Source organism: Nocardia sp. CA-151230 (assembly GCF_050942175.1).
In the GTDB taxonomy this organism is placed as follows: domain Bacteria; phylum Actinomycetota; class Actinomycetes; order Mycobacteriales; family Mycobacteriaceae; genus Nocardia.
In genome coordinates, this window is the sequence record NZ_CP192061.1 from 12,519 (window position 1) to 28,501 (window position 15,983).

General features: G+C 68.6%; 18 protein-coding genes and 1 pseudogene. 9 read left to right on the forward strand and 10 right to left on the reverse strand.

Annotation, left to right across the window (positions count from 1 at the left end; translation table 11 throughout):
- Positions 1-25: 25 nt before the first annotated feature.
- Positions 26-643 carry a MarR family winged helix-turn-helix transcriptional regulator gene (locus ACQP1O_RS00050; protein ID WP_433563908.1) on the reverse strand — a complete coding sequence of 206 codons (618 nt, stop codon included), beginning with the start codon at positions 641-643 and terminating at the stop codon, positions 26-28.
- A complete protein-coding gene (locus ACQP1O_RS00055) occupies positions 637-1,227 on the reverse strand; it encodes a protoglobin domain-containing protein (protein WP_433563909.1) in 591 nt (196 codons plus the stop codon). The genes ACQP1O_RS00050 and ACQP1O_RS00055 overlap by 7 nt, the downstream gene beginning before the upstream one ends.
- A gap of 61 nt (positions 1,228-1,288) precedes the next feature.
- Here ACQP1O_RS00055 and ACQP1O_RS00060 point away from each other — a divergent pair, with 61 nt between their 5' ends.
- Complete coding sequence (locus ACQP1O_RS00060) at positions 1,289-1,396, forward strand: DLW-39 family protein (RefSeq protein WP_354848972.1); 108 nt, start codon at positions 1,289-1,291, stop codon at positions 1,394-1,396.
- A 334-nt stretch (positions 1,397-1,730) separates the two neighbouring features.
- Here the strand turns inward: ACQP1O_RS00060 and ACQP1O_RS00065 are convergent.
- Positions 1,731-1,985: pseudogene (locus ACQP1O_RS00065) on the reverse strand (ATP-binding cassette domain-containing protein); the annotation flags it as partial.
- Positions 1,986-2,166: 181 nt separating this feature from the next.
- Here ACQP1O_RS00065 and ACQP1O_RS00070 point away from each other — a divergent pair.
- From ACQP1O_RS00070 to ACQP1O_RS00080, 3 genes are all read left to right on the forward strand, one after another.
- Positions 2,167-3,192: an adenylate/guanylate cyclase domain-containing protein gene (locus ACQP1O_RS00070; protein WP_433563910.1), complete on the forward strand. Its 1,026-nt coding sequence runs from the start codon at positions 2,167-2,169 to the stop codon at positions 3,190-3,192.
- 437 nt (positions 3,193-3,629) lie between these two features.
- On the forward strand, positions 3,630-4,625 hold the full coding sequence (locus tag ACQP1O_RS00075; protein WP_433563911.1) for an ATP-binding cassette domain-containing protein: 996 nt from the start codon (positions 3,630-3,632) through the stop codon (positions 4,623-4,625).
- Positions 4,622-5,464: an ABC transporter permease gene (locus ACQP1O_RS00080; protein WP_433563912.1), complete on the forward strand. Its 843-nt coding sequence runs from the start codon at positions 4,622-4,624 to the stop codon at positions 5,462-5,464. The genes ACQP1O_RS00075 and ACQP1O_RS00080 overlap by 4 nt, the downstream gene beginning before the upstream one ends.
- A gap of 25 nt (positions 5,465-5,489) precedes the next feature.
- On the opposite strand, the gene ACQP1O_RS00085 is transcribed toward ACQP1O_RS00080, so the two are convergent.
- The 3 genes from ACQP1O_RS00085 to ACQP1O_RS00095 are packed head-to-tail and all read right to left on the reverse strand — an operon-like array spanning position 5,490 to position 7,851.
- Entirely contained in the window at positions 5,490-5,672 is a 183-nt protein-coding gene (locus ACQP1O_RS00085; RefSeq protein WP_433563913.1) for a hypothetical protein, read from the reverse strand.
- Between the two features lie 55 nt (positions 5,673-5,727).
- Complete coding sequence (glmS, locus tag ACQP1O_RS00090; RefSeq protein ID WP_354847385.1) at positions 5,728-7,566, reverse strand: glutamine--fructose-6-phosphate transaminase (isomerizing); 1,839 nt, start codon at positions 7,564-7,566, stop codon at positions 5,728-5,730.
- 15 nt (positions 7,567-7,581) lie between these two features.
- A complete protein-coding gene (locus ACQP1O_RS00095; RefSeq protein ID WP_354847388.1) occupies positions 7,582-7,851 on the reverse strand; it encodes a hypothetical protein in 270 nt (89 codons plus the stop codon).
- A gap of 240 nt (positions 7,852-8,091) precedes the next feature.
- On the opposite strand from ACQP1O_RS00095, the gene ACQP1O_RS00100 reads away from it, so the two are divergent.
- Positions 8,092-8,631 (forward strand): peptidylprolyl isomerase, encoded by a 540-nt coding sequence (locus ACQP1O_RS00100; protein ID WP_433568001.1) that lies wholly within the window; start codon positions 8,092-8,094, stop codon positions 8,629-8,631.
- A gap of 37 nt (positions 8,632-8,668) precedes the next feature.
- On the forward strand, positions 8,669-9,535 hold the full coding sequence (locus tag ACQP1O_RS00105) for a rhomboid family intramembrane serine protease (protein WP_433563914.1): 867 nt from the start codon (positions 8,669-8,671) through the stop codon (positions 9,533-9,535).
- Here the strand turns inward: ACQP1O_RS00105 and ACQP1O_RS00110 are convergent.
- Together ACQP1O_RS00110 and crgA are read right to left on the reverse strand one after the other, a co-directional pair.
- Entirely contained in the window at positions 9,532-9,975 is a 444-nt protein-coding gene (locus ACQP1O_RS00110; RefSeq protein WP_433563915.1) for a PH domain-containing protein, read from the reverse strand. The genes ACQP1O_RS00105 and ACQP1O_RS00110 overlap by 4 nt on opposite strands.
- 86 nt (positions 9,976-10,061) lie before the next feature.
- The gene (gene crgA, locus ACQP1O_RS00115; protein WP_040862582.1) at positions 10,062-10,328 is read right to left on the reverse strand and encodes a cell division protein CrgA; all 267 of its coding nucleotides are present in this window, start codon (positions 10,326-10,328) and stop codon (positions 10,062-10,064) included.
- A 220-nt stretch (positions 10,329-10,548) separates the two neighbouring features.
- On the opposite strand from crgA, the gene ACQP1O_RS00120 reads away from it, so the two are divergent.
- From ACQP1O_RS00120 to ACQP1O_RS00130, 3 genes are all read left to right on the forward strand, one after another.
- Entirely contained in the window at positions 10,549-11,187 is a 639-nt protein-coding gene (locus ACQP1O_RS00120) for an aminodeoxychorismate/anthranilate synthase component II (protein WP_433563916.1), read from the forward strand.
- A 73-nt stretch (positions 11,188-11,260) separates the two neighbouring features.
- Positions 11,261-11,944 (forward strand): RibD family protein, encoded by a 684-nt coding sequence (locus tag ACQP1O_RS00125; RefSeq protein WP_433563917.1) that lies wholly within the window; start codon positions 11,261-11,263, stop codon positions 11,942-11,944.
- Entirely contained in the window at positions 11,934-12,395 is a 462-nt protein-coding gene (locus ACQP1O_RS00130; protein WP_433563918.1) for a dCMP deaminase, read from the forward strand. The genes ACQP1O_RS00125 and ACQP1O_RS00130 overlap by 11 nt, the downstream gene beginning before the upstream one ends.
- A gap of 85 nt (positions 12,396-12,480) precedes the next feature.
- Here ACQP1O_RS00130 and pknB read toward each other — a convergent pair whose 3' ends face one another.
- Positions 12,481-14,379 (reverse strand): Stk1 family PASTA domain-containing Ser/Thr kinase, encoded by a 1,899-nt coding sequence (gene pknB / locus ACQP1O_RS00135; protein ID WP_433563919.1) that lies wholly within the window; start codon positions 14,377-14,379, stop codon positions 12,481-12,483.
- A complete protein-coding gene (locus ACQP1O_RS00140) occupies positions 14,376-15,977 on the reverse strand; it encodes a protein kinase domain-containing protein (protein ID WP_433563920.1) in 1,602 nt (533 codons plus the stop codon). Before ACQP1O_RS00140 ends, pknB begins: the two co-directional genes overlap by 4 nt.
- Between the last annotated feature and the right edge of the window lie 6 nt (positions 15,978-15,983).

Below are 15,983 nucleotides of genomic sequence, written 5' to 3' on the forward strand. Positions count from 1 at the left end.
AGTTGGCCCAGGTCAAACGCCGTGCTCAGTCGGCTGCCGGTTGGTGCTCGGGGCAGTTGACACGGAGGTCACGCGGGGGGAGCGGCTGCTGGAGCAGGTCGCAGCGGGGCGTGCCCGCATCGCCCGGGCGGTAGAAGCGGCAGGTGGTGCAGGTGCGGGCCACCTGCACCACCCCTGCCCGGAGCAGCCCGGCTATCAGGTCGAGCAGGGTGCGCAGGGTCTGATCCTGTTGTGCGCCGGGCAGATCCGCGACGCAGGCGCGCAGCACGTCGTCCTCGGCGCGGATCTCGGCGGCCAGTTCGACGCCGTCGGGGGTGAGGACGATGGCGCTGCGCCGCCGGTCGCCCGGGGCAGGCTGCCGGGCCACATGACCCTTGCGTTCCAGGGCCAGCAGCGAATCCGACACCGTGGGCTGGCTGACCCCGAGTTCGGCGGCCAGCAGCCCGGTGAGGGGTTCCGGCGGCGGACCCTCGGCGAGGGTGCGCAGTAATTCGAGTTGCAGGGGCGTCAGGCCGGTGCGCGAGGCGATGGCCTGACGGTGGGCGCGGACGCCGCGGGCGATCCGGTCCATTGCCGCGACCACCTTGTCCGCGACCTCCGCTCCGGTTCGGTCGACGCCGGTGTTGTCTCCCGCATTCACCACAGGTCAGGACTGTACGGCCTGGCCCACAGCACCGCCGACAGGGTGATCGCCTTGAACCAGGCGTGATACATGACATCGACGTCGGCGGCGGGCGCGCCGGTCGCGCCGAGAAAGTCGCGGACCGTCACGGTGATCGGCACGATGAGCGCGAGCAGATGCCGCAGGGGGATGTGGGTGGCGGGTGAGTCCACCCCATCGGTGCGATTCTTGCCGGAGGTGTGGTGCCGGCGCGCGATCTCCTCTTGGTAGGCCAGCCAGTTCGCGTCGTACTCGCGGGTGCACACATCGGCGATCCACCGCCCGAACCGGGCGCGCACGGCGGCCAGGTAGGCCGGATCGGGTTTCCCGTCGGCGCCGGCGAAGGTGGCGACCAGATGACTGTTCGCGCCGACGAATCCGTACCAGACGTCGAGGATTCGATCGGTCTGCGGCACCAGGATTTCCCCGGCGCGCCGCAGGGCTGCGGCGTCCTCGGCGCTCCACAGCAGCGACCGCTGGAGTTCGGCGAGCTCGCCCAGTGAGATCGGGGAGGACGTGAGATTCGGGCTGTCGTAGGTGTATCCGGCGGGGGCTGGGATCGTCATGCCGAAAACCATAGGAGTCCTATGTTTGTTCGTCAAGACTCCGCCAAGTAGGGTGGGAGACATGAAATTCGTCCTCACCCTCGTTGTGATCGCCGCCGTTGTCTTCGGAATCAGCAAGCTGCGTCAGCGCAATGACGCCGACCTCTGGCACGAGGTCACCACCCGCTGAAAACCGCTGACGGTGTGCCGATTTCGTCAACCCGATGACGAATCGGCCCACCGTTCGCCGGATGCGTCGCGCCGCCGAAAGACACTCCCGCGCAGGCGATCCGGCGGCAGCCCTGACACAGGTGGTGCCCGGTGGCGGCGCGGCCACCGCGGTGGGCGGTATCGCACGCAAGCTGGGTGCGGGATCGCTACTGATACTGGACAACTGCGAACAGGTGCTGACCGGTGCCGCCGAATTGGTCAGTGCGCTGGTGTCATTGACCCGCGACCTGCGGATCCTGGTCACCGGCCGCGCCCCGCTCGGCGTGAATTCCGAAGCGGTGCATCAGCTTCCGACCCTGGGCGGCGCGCACCGTGTCGGGTTCGGTGCGCGGGTCGTGCCCGGCCACCCTGATCTCGCCGCCGTCTGCGGCGATGAGAGCGGACAGGATCTGCACCGTGGTGGTCTTGCCCGCGCCGTTCGGTCCGAGCAGCGAGAAGATGGTTCCGGCTTCGACATTCAGGTCGATGCCGTCGAGCACGTGGTGGTCGCCGTAGGACTTGTGCAGCCCGGTCGTCGTGATCGCCGGTGGGCGCGGGGCGGTGGTCATGGTTCTCCCTCTGGTTCGCGACCGTGGCGGCCGCTGCTGAGAGGAGAGTGCGGGCGTGGATTCACGGCGGTATCACCGCGGTTTCACTCGCTGGCGCCGATGAAACCGATCGGGAAAGTTCGCGGCTGTGACACGAAACAAGCGGGGGTTTTCCGGTCGATTCACGCCGTAAGGTCGAAGTATGGCGCCCACTGAGATGTCCGAACTGGTGCAGTCCGTGGTGGAGCCCTATCTGCTGAGCGGACCGCGCAAGTACAACCGGCACCAGGTGGCGGACCTGACCGGGCTGCCCGAAAGCGTCACCCGGCGGCTGTGGGTGGCGCTCGGTTTCCCGGCCGACCCGGACGACGACGCCGTGGAGTACGGCGATTCCGATATCGAGGGCGCCCGGACCTTCGCCAAACTGCACGTGCTGGCCTCCGCGGACGTGCACCGGCAGACCACCGCGGCGCGCACGCTGGGCCGATCCATGGCCCGGCTGGCCGAGTGGCAGGTCGATCTGGTGACCGAGGAGATCCTGGATCGCATCTCCACCATCACCCGCGAGCGGCCGGACATCGATCCGACCGAGGCCGCCCGCATCGCCACCGACGAGGTGGTCACCGAGTTCGAGACATTGCAGCGCTACGCCTTCCGCCGGCACCTGGACGCTGCGCTGGCGCGGTCGCTGGATGGGGGAGCGGTGGCCGGGGACACGGTGCGCGAGCTGGCCGTCGGATTCGCCGACATGGTCGGTTACACCCGCCTGACCCGTCACCTGGAGGCCGATGAGCTGTCGGCGCTGCTGGAGGCCTTCGAGACGGCCACCAGCAATGCGATCGTCGCCAATGGCGGCTGGGTGATCAAGAACGTCGGTGACGAAGTCATGTTCGCGGCCAATACCGCCCCCGAGGGGGCGCGCATCGCGCTGGCCGTGCAGGAGGCCGCCATCGCCTCGTACGGCGTCACCCAGGAACTGCGGGTGGGTCTGGCCTACGGCGAGGTGCTGCAACGCTTCGGCGACCTCTACGGCTCGGTGGTGAATACCGCGGCACGGCTCACCGGTGTGGCCCGGCCGGGCACGGTGCTGGTCGACGACGGTGCGGCGGCGGCGATCGAGACCGACCCGGAATTCATGCTGCGCCATCTGGCCACGGTGCGGGTGAAGGGCATCAACCGGTTGTACGGGCATGTGCTGCGCCGCAATATGATTCGGCCGTTGGTCTGAGCGATTCCGGCGCCGGACGGTGATCCCGCCGCGGGGCGAACCTACTCCGGGAATGGGGGCGGGCCTCGGCGAAGGGGGGGAGTTAGCCGAGGCCCGCGTAAGGTCGGCCCGGGGGGGAGGGGCCGACGGGAACGATCCTACGCGACGAATTCGGATTGTGTGGCTATCGGGGGCCCGCGTTCCAAGTTTTTTCGCGGAAAAAGTGTCGTACCCGGGTGAGACCATGGCGACGTGACCGAAATGCGCTCTTCGCCGAAATCGATTCGAGTAGTGCACTACTCGCGATCGTGGCCGGTGTGTGGGCGGATCATCGAATCGGCCGCATCCCGTACCGGCAACCCCGAGCACCGCCGGACCCCCAACGGGATGCGGCCTCTTTGGTGTAATGGCAGTTGAGAGCCGTTGCGTCAGACCAACCACGAGACACCAGGAGCATCATGCCCGACGCGATAGTCGCCGAGGGTCTGGTCAAGAGGTACGGCCATCTGGTCGCCCTCGACGGCCTGGACCTGTCCGTTCCCGAAGGCACCGTGACCGCCTTGCTCGGCCCCAACGGCGCGGGCAAGACCACCACCGTGCGCGTGCTCACCACCCTGCTGATCCCGGACGCGGGCCGCGCCACCGTCGCCGGGGTGGACGTGCTGAAGGATCCGCAGCTGCTGCGCTCCCGTATCGGCACCTCCGGCCAGTACGCGGCCGTCGACGAATACCTCACCGGCTTCGAGAATCTGGAGATGGTCGGGCGGCTGTACCACATGGGCGTGCAGCGCAGTAAGGAGCGCGCCCGCGAGCTGCTGGACCGCTTCCGGCTCGCCGACGCGGCCGACCGGCCGGTGAAGGGCTACTCCGGCGGCATGCGGCGGCGGCTCGACCTGGCCGGCGCGCTGGTGGCGAATCCGCCGGTGCTGTTCCTGGACGAACCCACCACGGGCCTGGATCCCCGTGCGCGCCTGGATCTCTGGGATGTCATCGAGGAACTGGTGGCGGGCGGCACCACGCTGCTGCTGACCACCCAGCACCTGGAGGAGGCCGACCGGCTGGCCGATTCCATCGCCGTCATCGACCACGGCCGGGTCATCGCCGAGGGCACCTCAGACGAGCTCAAGGCCATGGTGGGCGGCGACCGCATCGAGCTCGTCGTCGACCATGCCGACAATCTGGCCATCGCACAGCAGGCGCTGGAAGGCTTGGCGCACGGGGAGATTCGCCTCGAACCCGGCCTGCGACGCATCGTCGTGCCGGTCGAGGACGGCTCGCAGGCCCTGGTGGACGCCATCGGGCAACTCACGAAACACGAAGTGCGCATCCATGATGTCGGTCTGCGCCGACCCTCGCTGGATGACGTGTTCCTGTCGCTGACCGGGCACGAGGCCGAGGAGCTGGTCAACGGAAATCGTTCCGCCGACGAGAAGATGGAAGGTGGTGCCCGATGAGCGCAATCCTCGCCGTCGCCGAGAAGCCCTCGCTCGCACAGCGACTCGCCATGGTCGTCAGCGACAGCCTGACCATCACCAAGCGCAATGTCATCAAGATTCGGCGCGTGCCGGACGTGCTGGTCTTCTCGACCTTGGCGCCGATCATGTTCGTGCTGTTGTTCGCCTACGTCTTCGGCTCGGCGATCACCGTGCAGGGCACGTCCTACCGTGAATTTCTGATCGCCGGCATCTTCGCCCAGACGGTGGTGTTCGGGGCCACCTATACCGGTCTGAGCCTGGCCGAGGACATGCAGAAGGGCATCATCGACCGCTTTCGCTCGCTGCCCATGGCGCCGTCCGCGGTGCTGATCGGCCGCACCGCGGCGGACATGGTGACGAATGTGGTCAGTCTGATCGTCATGTCGCTGACCGGCCTGGTGGTGGGATGGCGGATCCGCGGCTCCCTCCTCGACGCCGTGCTCGCGTATGTCCTGCTGCTGTTGTTCGCCTACGCGATGTCGTGGATCCTGGCCACGATCGGCCTGATCGTGCGGGCGCCGGAGGTGTACAACAATGCCAACTTCATGGTGATCTTCCCGCTCACCTTCATCGCCAACACCTTCGTGCCCACCGCCAACCTGCCCACGGTGCTTCGTGTTGTGGCGGAGTGGAATCCGGTGTCGGCGGTGACGCAGGCGACCCGCGACCTGTTCGGCAACACCAGCCCGATGGGGCTGAGCGCGGATGTCTGGCCCATGCGGCACCCGGTCGCGACCACCCTGATGTGGATCGTGGTGATTCTCGCGATCTTCGTGCCGCTGGCACTGAATCAGTACAAACGGTCGGTGAGCCGCTGACCCGTCGGCCGATGCCGCCGACCCGTCAGTGGGTCGGCGTCAGGTCCGGAGTCGGCGCCGAGCCGTTGCGCGAGTAGCCCAGGCGCGGCGGCTCCGCGGCCGGCGCCTGCGGCTGCGGGCGCTTGCTCACGAAGAACGCGATGACGCCGCCCGCAATCGCGACGAGGGCGGCCACGATGATCTTGTTACGAACGCTCCCCAGCTCCATCCGACCATGCTGGCACAGCAATGGAATTCATGCACGAACGGGGGAGCGAACGCGGTTACTCGACGGTAACGCTCTTGGCCAGATTGCGGGGCTTGTCCACGTCCCGGCCCAGCGCCATGGCCGTGTGATAGGCCAGCAGCTGCAGCGGGATGGTCAGGATGATCGCGTCCAGTTCCGGGCACACCGCCGGGACCCGAATCACCGCGTCCGCCAGGCCATCCGGCAGATCGGTGTTGGTGACCGCGATGACCGGCCCGCCGCGCGCCTTGATCTGCTCGATGGTGGTGATGTTCTTGGCCAGCAGCTCGTCGCCGGGGACCAGCACGATGCTCGGCATCTCCGGATCGATCAGCGCCAGCGGGCCGTGCTTGAGCTCGGAGCCCTGGTACGCCTCGGCGTGAATGTAGGAGATCTCCTTGAGCTTCTGCGCGCCCTCGCGCGCCACCGGCCAGGCGCGCACCCGGCCGATGAAGAACATGCTGCGTGCCTTGGCGAATCGGGACGCGATATCGGCGATCTCCTCGTCGGCGGCCAGCACCGCGTCGATCGCGTCGGGCAGCGCGCGCAGTCCGCTGACGATGCGCTCACCGCCGGCCGCGGACAGGTCCCGCACCCGGCCCAGCAGCAGCGCCAGCATGGCGAACGACACCGTCATATTGGTGAGCGCCTTGGTGGAGGCCACCGACACCTCCGGGCCCGCGTGCAGGAACACGCCCGCACCGCACTCCCGGGCGATGGCGCTGCCGACCACGTTCACCGCGCCGATCACCCGGCCGCCCTTGCGCTGCAATTCCTGAACGGCCGCAAGGGTATCCAGGGTCTCGCCGGACTGGCTGATGGCCACGTACAGGGCATCCGGGTCCACCACCGGATTGCGGTAGCGGAATTCCGAGGCGGGCTCGGCGGTGGCCGGAATCCTGGCCAGCTCCTCGACCAGCTGCGCGCCCAGCTGGCCCGCGTAGTAGGCCGAGCCGCAGCCCAGGAACACCACCTTGCTGATGCCGCGCAGCTCCCGCGCGTCCATATTGAGGCCACCCAGGTGAGCGGTGGCGAATCGTTCGTCCAGGCGGCCGCGGAGCGCCCGGCGCACGGCGTCGGGCTGTTCGGCCATTTCCTTGCGCATGAAGTCCGGGTACCCGCCCAGCGCGTAGTCCTCGGCCGCCATATCGATGGTGGTGGGGATCTTGTCGGTGCGGCGCGCCTCGAGACCGAGTGTGCTGGTGCGGAATTCGCCCGCGCGCACGGTGGCAAGCTCGCCGTCGTCGAGGAACACCACGCGCTGGGTGTGGTGCACCAGGGCGGCCACGTCGGAGGCCACGAACATCTCGCCGTCGCCGACGCCGAGCACGATGGGGGAGCCGTTGCGGGCCACCACCAGTTCGTCGGGCCGGCGAGCGTCGAGCACCAGCAGGCCGTAGGTGCCCTCGACCCGGTGCAGCGCGGTGCGGACCGCGTCCTCGAGCGTCTCGGCCCCGTCCAGGGCGGCGGCCACCAGGTGCGCGATGGCCTCGGTGTCGGTGTCGGAGACGAATTCCACCCCGTCGGCGGTCAGCGCGGCGCGCAGTTCCTCGGCGTTCTCCACAATGCCGTTGTGCACGACCGCGATCCGGCCGGAGCCGTCGGTGTGCGGGTGCGCGTTCGCGTCGGAGGGCTCGCCGTGGGTGGCCCAGCGGGTGTGCGCGATGCCCACATTGCCGCGCAGCCGGGCGCCTTCGGCGTCGGCCCGGTCGCGCAGGTCCTGGACCCGGCCCTGGGTCTTGGTGACCCGCAGCCGGCCGCGGTGCGGCACGGCCAGTCCCGCGGAGTCGTAGCCCCGGTACTCGAGCCGGTGCAGGCCCTCCAGCAGGACCGGGACGGCCTCACGGTGCCCGATGTAACCGACGATTCCACACATTGCGCGACGGACTCCTCACCCGTAGACGATGCGACGCAGTTGTCGTTCGGTGAAGTCGGGGGCGGCCACCGGGCGCTGCGCGAGTTCCGCCGCCAGGCGCTGCCAGATCTCGGCATTGCGGACCTGACGGCCCTGCAGTTCGGCATGTCTGCGGCGCACGAACTGCTCGGCGGTCTCGTCGAAGTATCCGACGACATCGGCGACCACGCGGGCCGCGACGGCGGGCGGCAGGCCGGTGGAGGCCGCGACATGGCGCACCAGATCGACCGGAACCCCGTCATTCACCCGACAGAACATGCCATGCCGACGCCGTTTTTGCCACTTTTGTGCCCGAAAACGGGCAGATTCGACCGTGACGACTGATTTTGCAACTTTCGGGGTAACTCGCCGGGTACCCCCGGAACTGTTTCGGCGCCCAACCGCCGGCACGGGTGGGCTACGCCGACGGCGCTCAGCCGCCCGCTGAGGTCCCGGGGAAGCGGGGGAGTGTGCCGATTCCGGGCGCGCCCCAGCACTGCGCCTAGGCTGGCGGGCGTGACCTCACCGAATCAGACCGCCGTGGCGACGCTGCACACCAGCCTCGGTGACATCGAGATCTCGCTCTTCGGTAACCACGCCCCCGCCACGGTCCGCAACTTCCTCGGCCTGGCCGACGGTTCCGCGCCGTACACCACGAAGAACGCCTCCGGCACCGACTCGGGACCGTTCTACGACGGCGCGATCTTCCACCGCGTGATCGACGGATTCGTGATTCAGGGCGGCGACCCCACCGGCACCGGACGCGGCGGTCCCGGCTACGAATTCAAGGACGAATTCCACCCGGAGCTGCGGTTCACCCGCGGCTATCTGCTGGCCATGGCCAATGCCGGGCCGGGCACCAACGGCTCCCAGTTCTTCATCACCCTCGGCCCGCAGCCGGGCCTGAACCGCAAGCACACCATCTTCGGTGAGGTCCTCGACCCCGAATCCCGCAAGGTGGTCGACGCCATCGCCGACTTGCCCACCGATGACGACGACCGGCCCAGGGACGGCGACGTCGTGATCAACAGCATCACCATCTCCTGACATCGGCCGAATCAGGCCAGAGCCGAAGAGAATTCACATGCAACCCCAGCCGCCCGCGCCGACCTGCTACCGCCATCCCGACCGGCCCACCGGTCTGGCCTGTACCCGGTGCGGGCGCTCGGCCTGTCCCGAATGCCTCACCCCGGCCGCGGTCGGCCAGCACTGCGTCGAGTGTGTCCAGCAGGGCCGCAACGACGTCCGGCCGGTCCGCAATGCCGCCGGGACAGCGGTGTCGCGGATACCCAACCCGTACGTCACCTACTCGCTGATCGCGATCAATGTGATCGTCTACGCGGCCACCGCGCTCCAGGCCCACAGTGTGATGGACAACCAGCGATCGCGGCTGTTCTACGACTGGGTGCTGGTGCCCGCCTTCGTCGGCGACGGCGGCTGGGTGCGGGTGCTGGGTTCGGGCTTCCTGCACTACGGGCCGATTCACCTGCTGGCCAATATGTTCGCGCTCTACGTGCTCGGCCCGTACTGCGAAGTGGCGCTGGGCCGTGGGCGATTCGTGGCCGTCTACCTGGCCTCGCTGCTCGGCGGTTCGGCGGCGGTGACCGCGCTGTCGGATCCGCTCACCGCCTCGGCGGGCGCGTCGGGCGCGATCTTCGGCATCTTCGGCGCGGTCGCCGTGATCATGCTGCGCACCCGGCAGAACCTCACCCAGATCGCGGTGCTGCTGGTGATCAACCTGATCATCACCTTCTCGGTGCCCGGCATCTCCATCTGGGCGCATATGGGCGGACTGCTGGCGGGCACGGTCGCCACCACCGGCATCCTCTACGTGCCGCGCTGGCTGGGGATTCGAGAGACCCGCACCGCGCTGAACATCGGCTGGGCGGCGGTGGCGGTGGTGGCGCTGCTCGCGGTGCTGGCGACGGTGCTGGCCGTGCCGAGCCTCTAGCGCGCCAGGTGAATACGCAGCACCTCGAGGACATCCTCGGGGTGCGTGCCCAGATCCCAGCGGCCCAGGATCAGCAGCTTGTCCTCGCCGTGGTGATCCACATCCATCTCGAGCATGGGCATCCGCCGGCCGAGTCGCCGGTAGTACACCACGCGGACGCGCAGGATCTGCTGAGGCGTGTAGCGCTGCGACCCGGTCAGGCCGCGCACCACGATATGCACAGGGTCACCGGGCTCGATCGCCAGGCGCGGCCGCTGCCGCAACCCCATGCCGGTGAGGAAGAGCAGTCCCAGCGCGGCCACTCCGATGAGCAGGCGGCCGGGAGCGTCGTTCGTGACGAAGGCGGCCACGGCCAGCACGATGGCGCCGACGCCGCAGGCCGCGAGCGCGGCCGGGGGTGTGGACCAGGCCAGACGGGAGGAGGGATCGGGGGCTGTCACTGTCCCCACTCCCTCCTCGAGTTGTCCACAGGCTCATCCACAGGTGTGTATGAATAACAATGGTGTAAGCCACACATGTGCTGGACTCAGCGCCAGCGCATGGTCATGATCAGGCCGACGACCATCAGGCCGAACCCGATCAGGAAGTTCCACGCGCCCAGGTCGCTCATCCAGCCGATGTGCTCGTTCGCCAGGTAGTAGACGAGCAGCCAGGCCAGCCCGGCCAGCATGAAGCCGAGCATGATTGCGACGTACCAGACCGGCGACGGTCCTGCCGACTTCACCCGCACTGGGGTGCGGCTGGCCGGGTTGATCGTGTAATCGGTCTTCTTCCGGACCTTTGACTTAGGCATGACGTCCTCGTATTCGGCGGTCTGTCTGCGTAAAGGTTATCCCAGCTCACTCGAGGCATCTCAAGGCGACGACCGGTTTCGGGAGGCGAGAGGGTGACTCGCCGGGTACGTCCAAAATTGTTTCGGCACGCGACCGGCGGCACGGGTGTGGGACACGAAACGCTCCCCAAGCTGCCCGCTGAAGTTTCGGGGAGGTGGGGGAGCCCGTTACTCTCGAATCATGCGTGTACTGGTCGTCGACAACTACGACAGCTTCGTGTTCAACCTGGTCCAGTATCTCGGACAGCTGGGTGTGGATGCCGAGGTCTGGCGCAACGACGATGATCGGCTCGCGGATGTGGACAAGGTTGTGCAGGACTACGACGGGGTGCTGATCAGCCCCGGGCCCGGCACCCCCGATCGCGCCGGCGCCAGCATCGCCCTGGTGCACGCCGCCGCCCGCCACGCCACTCCGCTGCTCGGCGTCTGCCTGGGTCATCAGGCCATCGGAGAAGCGTTCGGCGCCACCGTGACCCGCGCCCCCGAACTGTTGCACGGCAAGACCAGCGAGGTCTTCCACATCGGGGCGGGCGTGCTGGCCGGTCTGCCGGATCCGTTCATCGCCACCCGCTACCACTCGCTGACCGTCCTCGAGGCGACCATGCCGCCGGAGCTGGAGGTGCTGGGCCGCACCGAATCCGGCATCGTCATGGCTATGCGGCATCGCGATCTGCCCATCCACGGTGTGCAGTTCCATCCCGAATCCGTGCTCACCCAGGGCGGGCACCGCATGCTCGCCAACTGGCTGGGCGTGTGCGGCGAGCGGCCGGCGGAGGGACTGGTGCAGACTCTGGAGGCGGAGGTCGCGGCACTGGCATGAGCGGTCAGGGCCCGGAGGCGGCAGCCCGCGTAACCACGCAGGGCCGCCGATCATGCCTGATGGATGCAGCGTCATGAGGCCGCACGTCATGCTGTCGGTGGCCGTCAGCATCGACGGCTATATCGACGACACCGGCCCCGACCGGCTGTTGCTGTCCAACGCAGCCGATTTCGATCGGGTGGACGAGCTGCGCGCGGATTCCGACGCCATCCTGATCGGCGCGGAGACCCTGCGCCGCGACAATCCGCGGCTGCTGGTCAACGGTGCGGATCGGCGCCTGCGTCGGGTCGCTGCGGGCAAGCCGGAGTATCCGGTGCGCGTGATCGTCACCGCCGGTGGTGATCTCGACCCGGAACTGCGGTTCTGGCACTGCGGCGGCGAAAGACTGGTCTACACCACCGATTCCGGGGCCACCCGCATCGGTGACCGTTTGACCGGACTGGCCGGGGTCGTATCCCTCGGCTCGTCGATCGAATTCGATGCCCTGCTCGATGACCTGGGTAAACGCGGCCTGGAGCGGCTCATGGTCGAGGGCGGCGGTGCTATTCACACCGGCTTCCTGTCCGCCGGTCTGGCCGACGAGATCTGGATGGCCGTGGCGCCGGTCGTGGTCGGGGATCCGGCCGCCCCGCGCTTTCTCGGGTCCGCCGCCTTCCCGGGCGGCCCCAATCACCGCATGCAGCTGGCCGATGTGGGCCGGATCGGCGATATCGCGCTGCTGCGCTATCTGCCGAAGGAGGATTCCGATGTCGGATGAGGCACGGCTGGATCGCGGGTGGATGCGCCACGCCATCGGCCTGGCGCGGCTGTGCCCGCACAGCGACACCGCCTTCTCGGTGGGCGCGGTGATCGTGGGTGTGGACGGGGTGGAGATCGCGCACGGGTGGTCGCGGGAGACCGACGACAAGGTGCACGCCGAGGAGTCGGCGCTCGACAAGCTGGAGCCGGACGATCCGCGGCTGCCGTCGTCCACGCTCTACAGCACGCTGGAACCGTGCTCGCAGCGGGCGAGCCAGGATCGGCTGCCCTGCACGGATCGCATTCTCCGGGCCGGTATCCGGCGCGTGGTCATCGCCTGGCGGGAGCCCGGCACCTTCGTGGACAACTGCATCGGGGTGGAGAAGCTGCGCGAGCACGGCGTCGAGGTGATCGAGCTGCCGGATCTGGCCGAAGAGGCCATGTCGATGAACCGTCATCTGCGACTGTAGGTTTCGCGCGCCGAAGGTTTCACATGAAACAAAGGGGGGTTCGCGGACAGTCCGCGAACCCCCTGTTCTCACAGTGGAATCGGCATCACGGCGGGCCGAGCGAGAGCACGCCGGTCGTGATGGTCACCGTCTGGCTCTTGCCCAGCGGCGAGCCCGCGGTGGGCTGCTGGGCCAGGATGCGCCCGACCTCACCCGCGTTCAGGGTGCTCATGTTGTTCTGGCTGACCTGCCCGTTCCAGCCCTTCTGCCGCAGCATGTCCACGGCCTGGGCCGGGGTCATGCCGCGCAGGTCGGGCATGGTCAGCTGGTCACCGCTGGAGACCTGCACGGTGATGCTGGAACCCTTGTCGGCCTGGGTGCCCGCGGGCGGATTGGTGGCGATGACCGTGCCCTTGGGCTGGTTGTTCGGCACCTCCTGCACGGTCACCTTGAAACCGGCGGTGTCCGACAGCGTCGACTGCGCGACGTCGATGGACTGCCCGACCACGTCGGGCACTCGCACCTTGTCCGGGCCGGAACCGAGGGTGATGGTGACCTGCCCGTCGGAGTCGATCTTCTGCCCCGCGTCGGGGGTCTGCCCGACGATCTTGTCCTTGTCCTCGGTGCTGGACGCTTCCCGCTTCACCTCCGGATTCAGCCGCAACCCCTGGGAATTCAGCTGCTGTTCGGCCTGCTGCTGGGTGAGCCCGGCCAGTTTCGGCACCGGCACCTGCTGCGGGCCGGCCGACACCTGCAGGGTGACGGTGCTGCCCTTGTCGACCCGCGAACCGCCCAGCGGCTGGGTGGCGATGACATTGCCCTGCGCCACCTTGGGATCGTTCTTCTGCTGGATGGCGACCGTGAAACCGGCTCGCTCGAGATCGCGTTGCGCCAGTTGGTAGTTCTGATTGGCCACATCCGGCACCGCGACCTGATCCGGATGCGAGCCGGGTCCGATCAACATCCACAGCAGACCGCCGACCGCGGCGATCGCGGCCACCGCGAGCACGGCGATCAACGCCGTGCGCCGGTGCGGGCTCGCCTCGACGATCTCCTGCTCGGTGGTGTCGTCGCGGCGTTCGACGGTGCGGTAGCTGCGCGGCGGCGGCAGTTCGTCGTCGAAACTGCGGTCCTCATCGGTCATCACCATGGGCGCGGTGGGCTTCTGCCCGCCCAGGACCCGGATCAGGTCGGCGCGCATCTCGGCGGCGGTCTGGTACCGGTTGGCCGGGTTCTTGCTCATGGCCTTGAGCACGACCGAGTCGAGTTCGCGCGGCACGCCCGGATGCACCTGCGACGGCAGCCGCGGATCCTCCCGGACGTGCTGGTAGGCCACCGCGACCGGCGAGTCGCCGGTGAAAGGCGGTTCGCCGGTGAGGATCTCGTAGAGCACACAGCCCACCGAGTACACGTCCGAGCGCGCGTCCACCTGTTCGCCGCGAGCCTGCTCGGGCGAGAGGTACTGGGCGGTGCCGATGACGGCGGCCGTCTGGGTCATGGGGTTCGAGCTGTCGGCGAGGGCCCGGGCGATGCCGAAGTCCATCACCTTCACCGCGCCGGCGCGGTTGATCATGATGTTGGCGGGCTTCATGTCCCGGTGCACGATGCCGTTGCGGTGCGAGAAGTCCAGCGCCGCACACACATCCGCGATGACCTCCATGGCGCGCCGGGGCGGCAGCGGGCCCTTGCCGCGCACCAGGTCGCGCAGGGTATCGCCGTCGACGTACTCCATGACGATGTAGGGCAGCGGGCCGCCGTCCACCTCCGCCTCACCGGTGTCGTACACCGCCACGATGGCCGGATGGTTGAGCGCCGCCGCGTTCTGCGCCTCCCGCTTGAAGCGCAGGTAGAACGTGGGGTCGCGGGCGAGGTCGGCGCGCAGCACCTTGATGGCCACATCCCGGCCGAGCCGCAGATCCCGGGCCTTGTGGACCTCGGACATGCCGCCGAACCCGATGATCTCACCCAGCTCGTAGCGGGAGGAGAGGTTCTTCGGGGTCGTCATGGCAATCCTTGCTGCGGGACTGTGGATGAATAGGGGTCGGACTCGTAGACAGGACCGCGGTTACTGCCGGGACTTACTACGCCGGGAGTCACCCCGCCGGGATTCCCGCCGCCGGGACTCGCTCCGCCCGGATTCGCTGGCAATGATGGTATGTCGTTGTTCGGCCAGGGCCAGCGGCCGGTGGTGGTCGGCCGTGTCGAGGTGGTGGTCTTCGGCACGGTGGTGGTGGGCGGCACGGTGGTGGTGGGCGGTGGCGTGGTCGTCGGTTCGGGTGTGGTGGTCGGCGGCGGCTCGTAGGTGGTCACCGCGGGCGGCGGCACCGGCCGTTCCCGGGTGGTCGTGGTGGTCGGGGGCGTGGTGGTGGTCGGCGCGATCACCGGGGGCGCCACCACCGCGCTGGTGCGGGCGGGCGGCGTGGAGTCGTGCGAGGAGCTGCTCATCAGCACGATGGCGGCGGCCGCGCCCAGAATGAGCGCGCCCACGCCGAGCCCGGCGATGGCCTTCTGGCCGGCGGTGAATCGCCCGGTTCCGGGGTCTTCGGCGCCGGTGAAGGTCATCGGGCCCACCGGGGTGCGTGGTCCGGGCATCACGGTGGTCGCGGAGGCGGGCGGCTCGGCGACACCGCGCATGGGCTGCTGCGGCGCGTACCGGGTGGTGGCCTGGTCGGCCCGGGCACCCGGAATGATCATGGTCGGTCCGGGCGGCAACACCCGGGTGGCGCCGGTCATCGGCGGCACGGCCGGCATGCCGCCGGGCGGGGTGGGCCGGCGACCCGACCGCACCGCGGCCACCGCGTCGGCGAACTCGCCGCCATTGGTGTAGCGCTGGCTCGGATCCTTGGCCATCGTGATCTCGATGAGCTCCCGCACATTCGGCGGCAGATCGGCGGGCAGCGGCGGCGGGGCCTCCCGCACGTGCTTCATCGCCACGGTCAGCGCGCCGTCACCGGTGAACGGCCGGGCGCCCGAGAACGCCTCGTAACCGACCACACCCAGGGAGTACACGTCGGAGGCGGCGGTGGCGTCCTCGCCGGTGGCCTGCTCCGGTGCGATGTACTGGGCGGTGCCCATCACCATGCCGGTCTTGGTGACCGGGGAGGCGTCCACCGCCTTGGCGATGCCGAAGTCGGTGATCTTCACCTGTCCGGTCGGGGTCACGAGGATATTGCCGGGCTTCACATCCCGGTGCACCACGCCCGCCAGGTGCGCGACCTGGAGCGCGCGCCCGGTCTGCTCGAGCATGTCCAGACCCTGCGCCACCGAGAGCCGATTCAATCGCGACAGCACCGCGTTGAGCGGTTCACCCTGCACGTATTCCATGACCAGGTAGGCGATTTCGCCGCCCGACCCGTCCTGCGTCTCGCCGTAGTCGTAGATGCTCGCGATACCCGGGTGGTTCAGCTGCGCGGTGGTCCGCGCCTCGGTACGGAAGCGCTGCCGGAAGGTCGGATCGGCGGAGAACTCCGCCTTGAGCACCTTCACGGCGACCCGGCGGTCCAGCCGGGTGTCCAGCGCCTCCCAGACCTGACCCATGCCGCCGGTCGCGATCAGCCGCTGCAGCCGGTACCGGTCCGCGATCATCGCACCGTTGTTCAGCATTCGTGA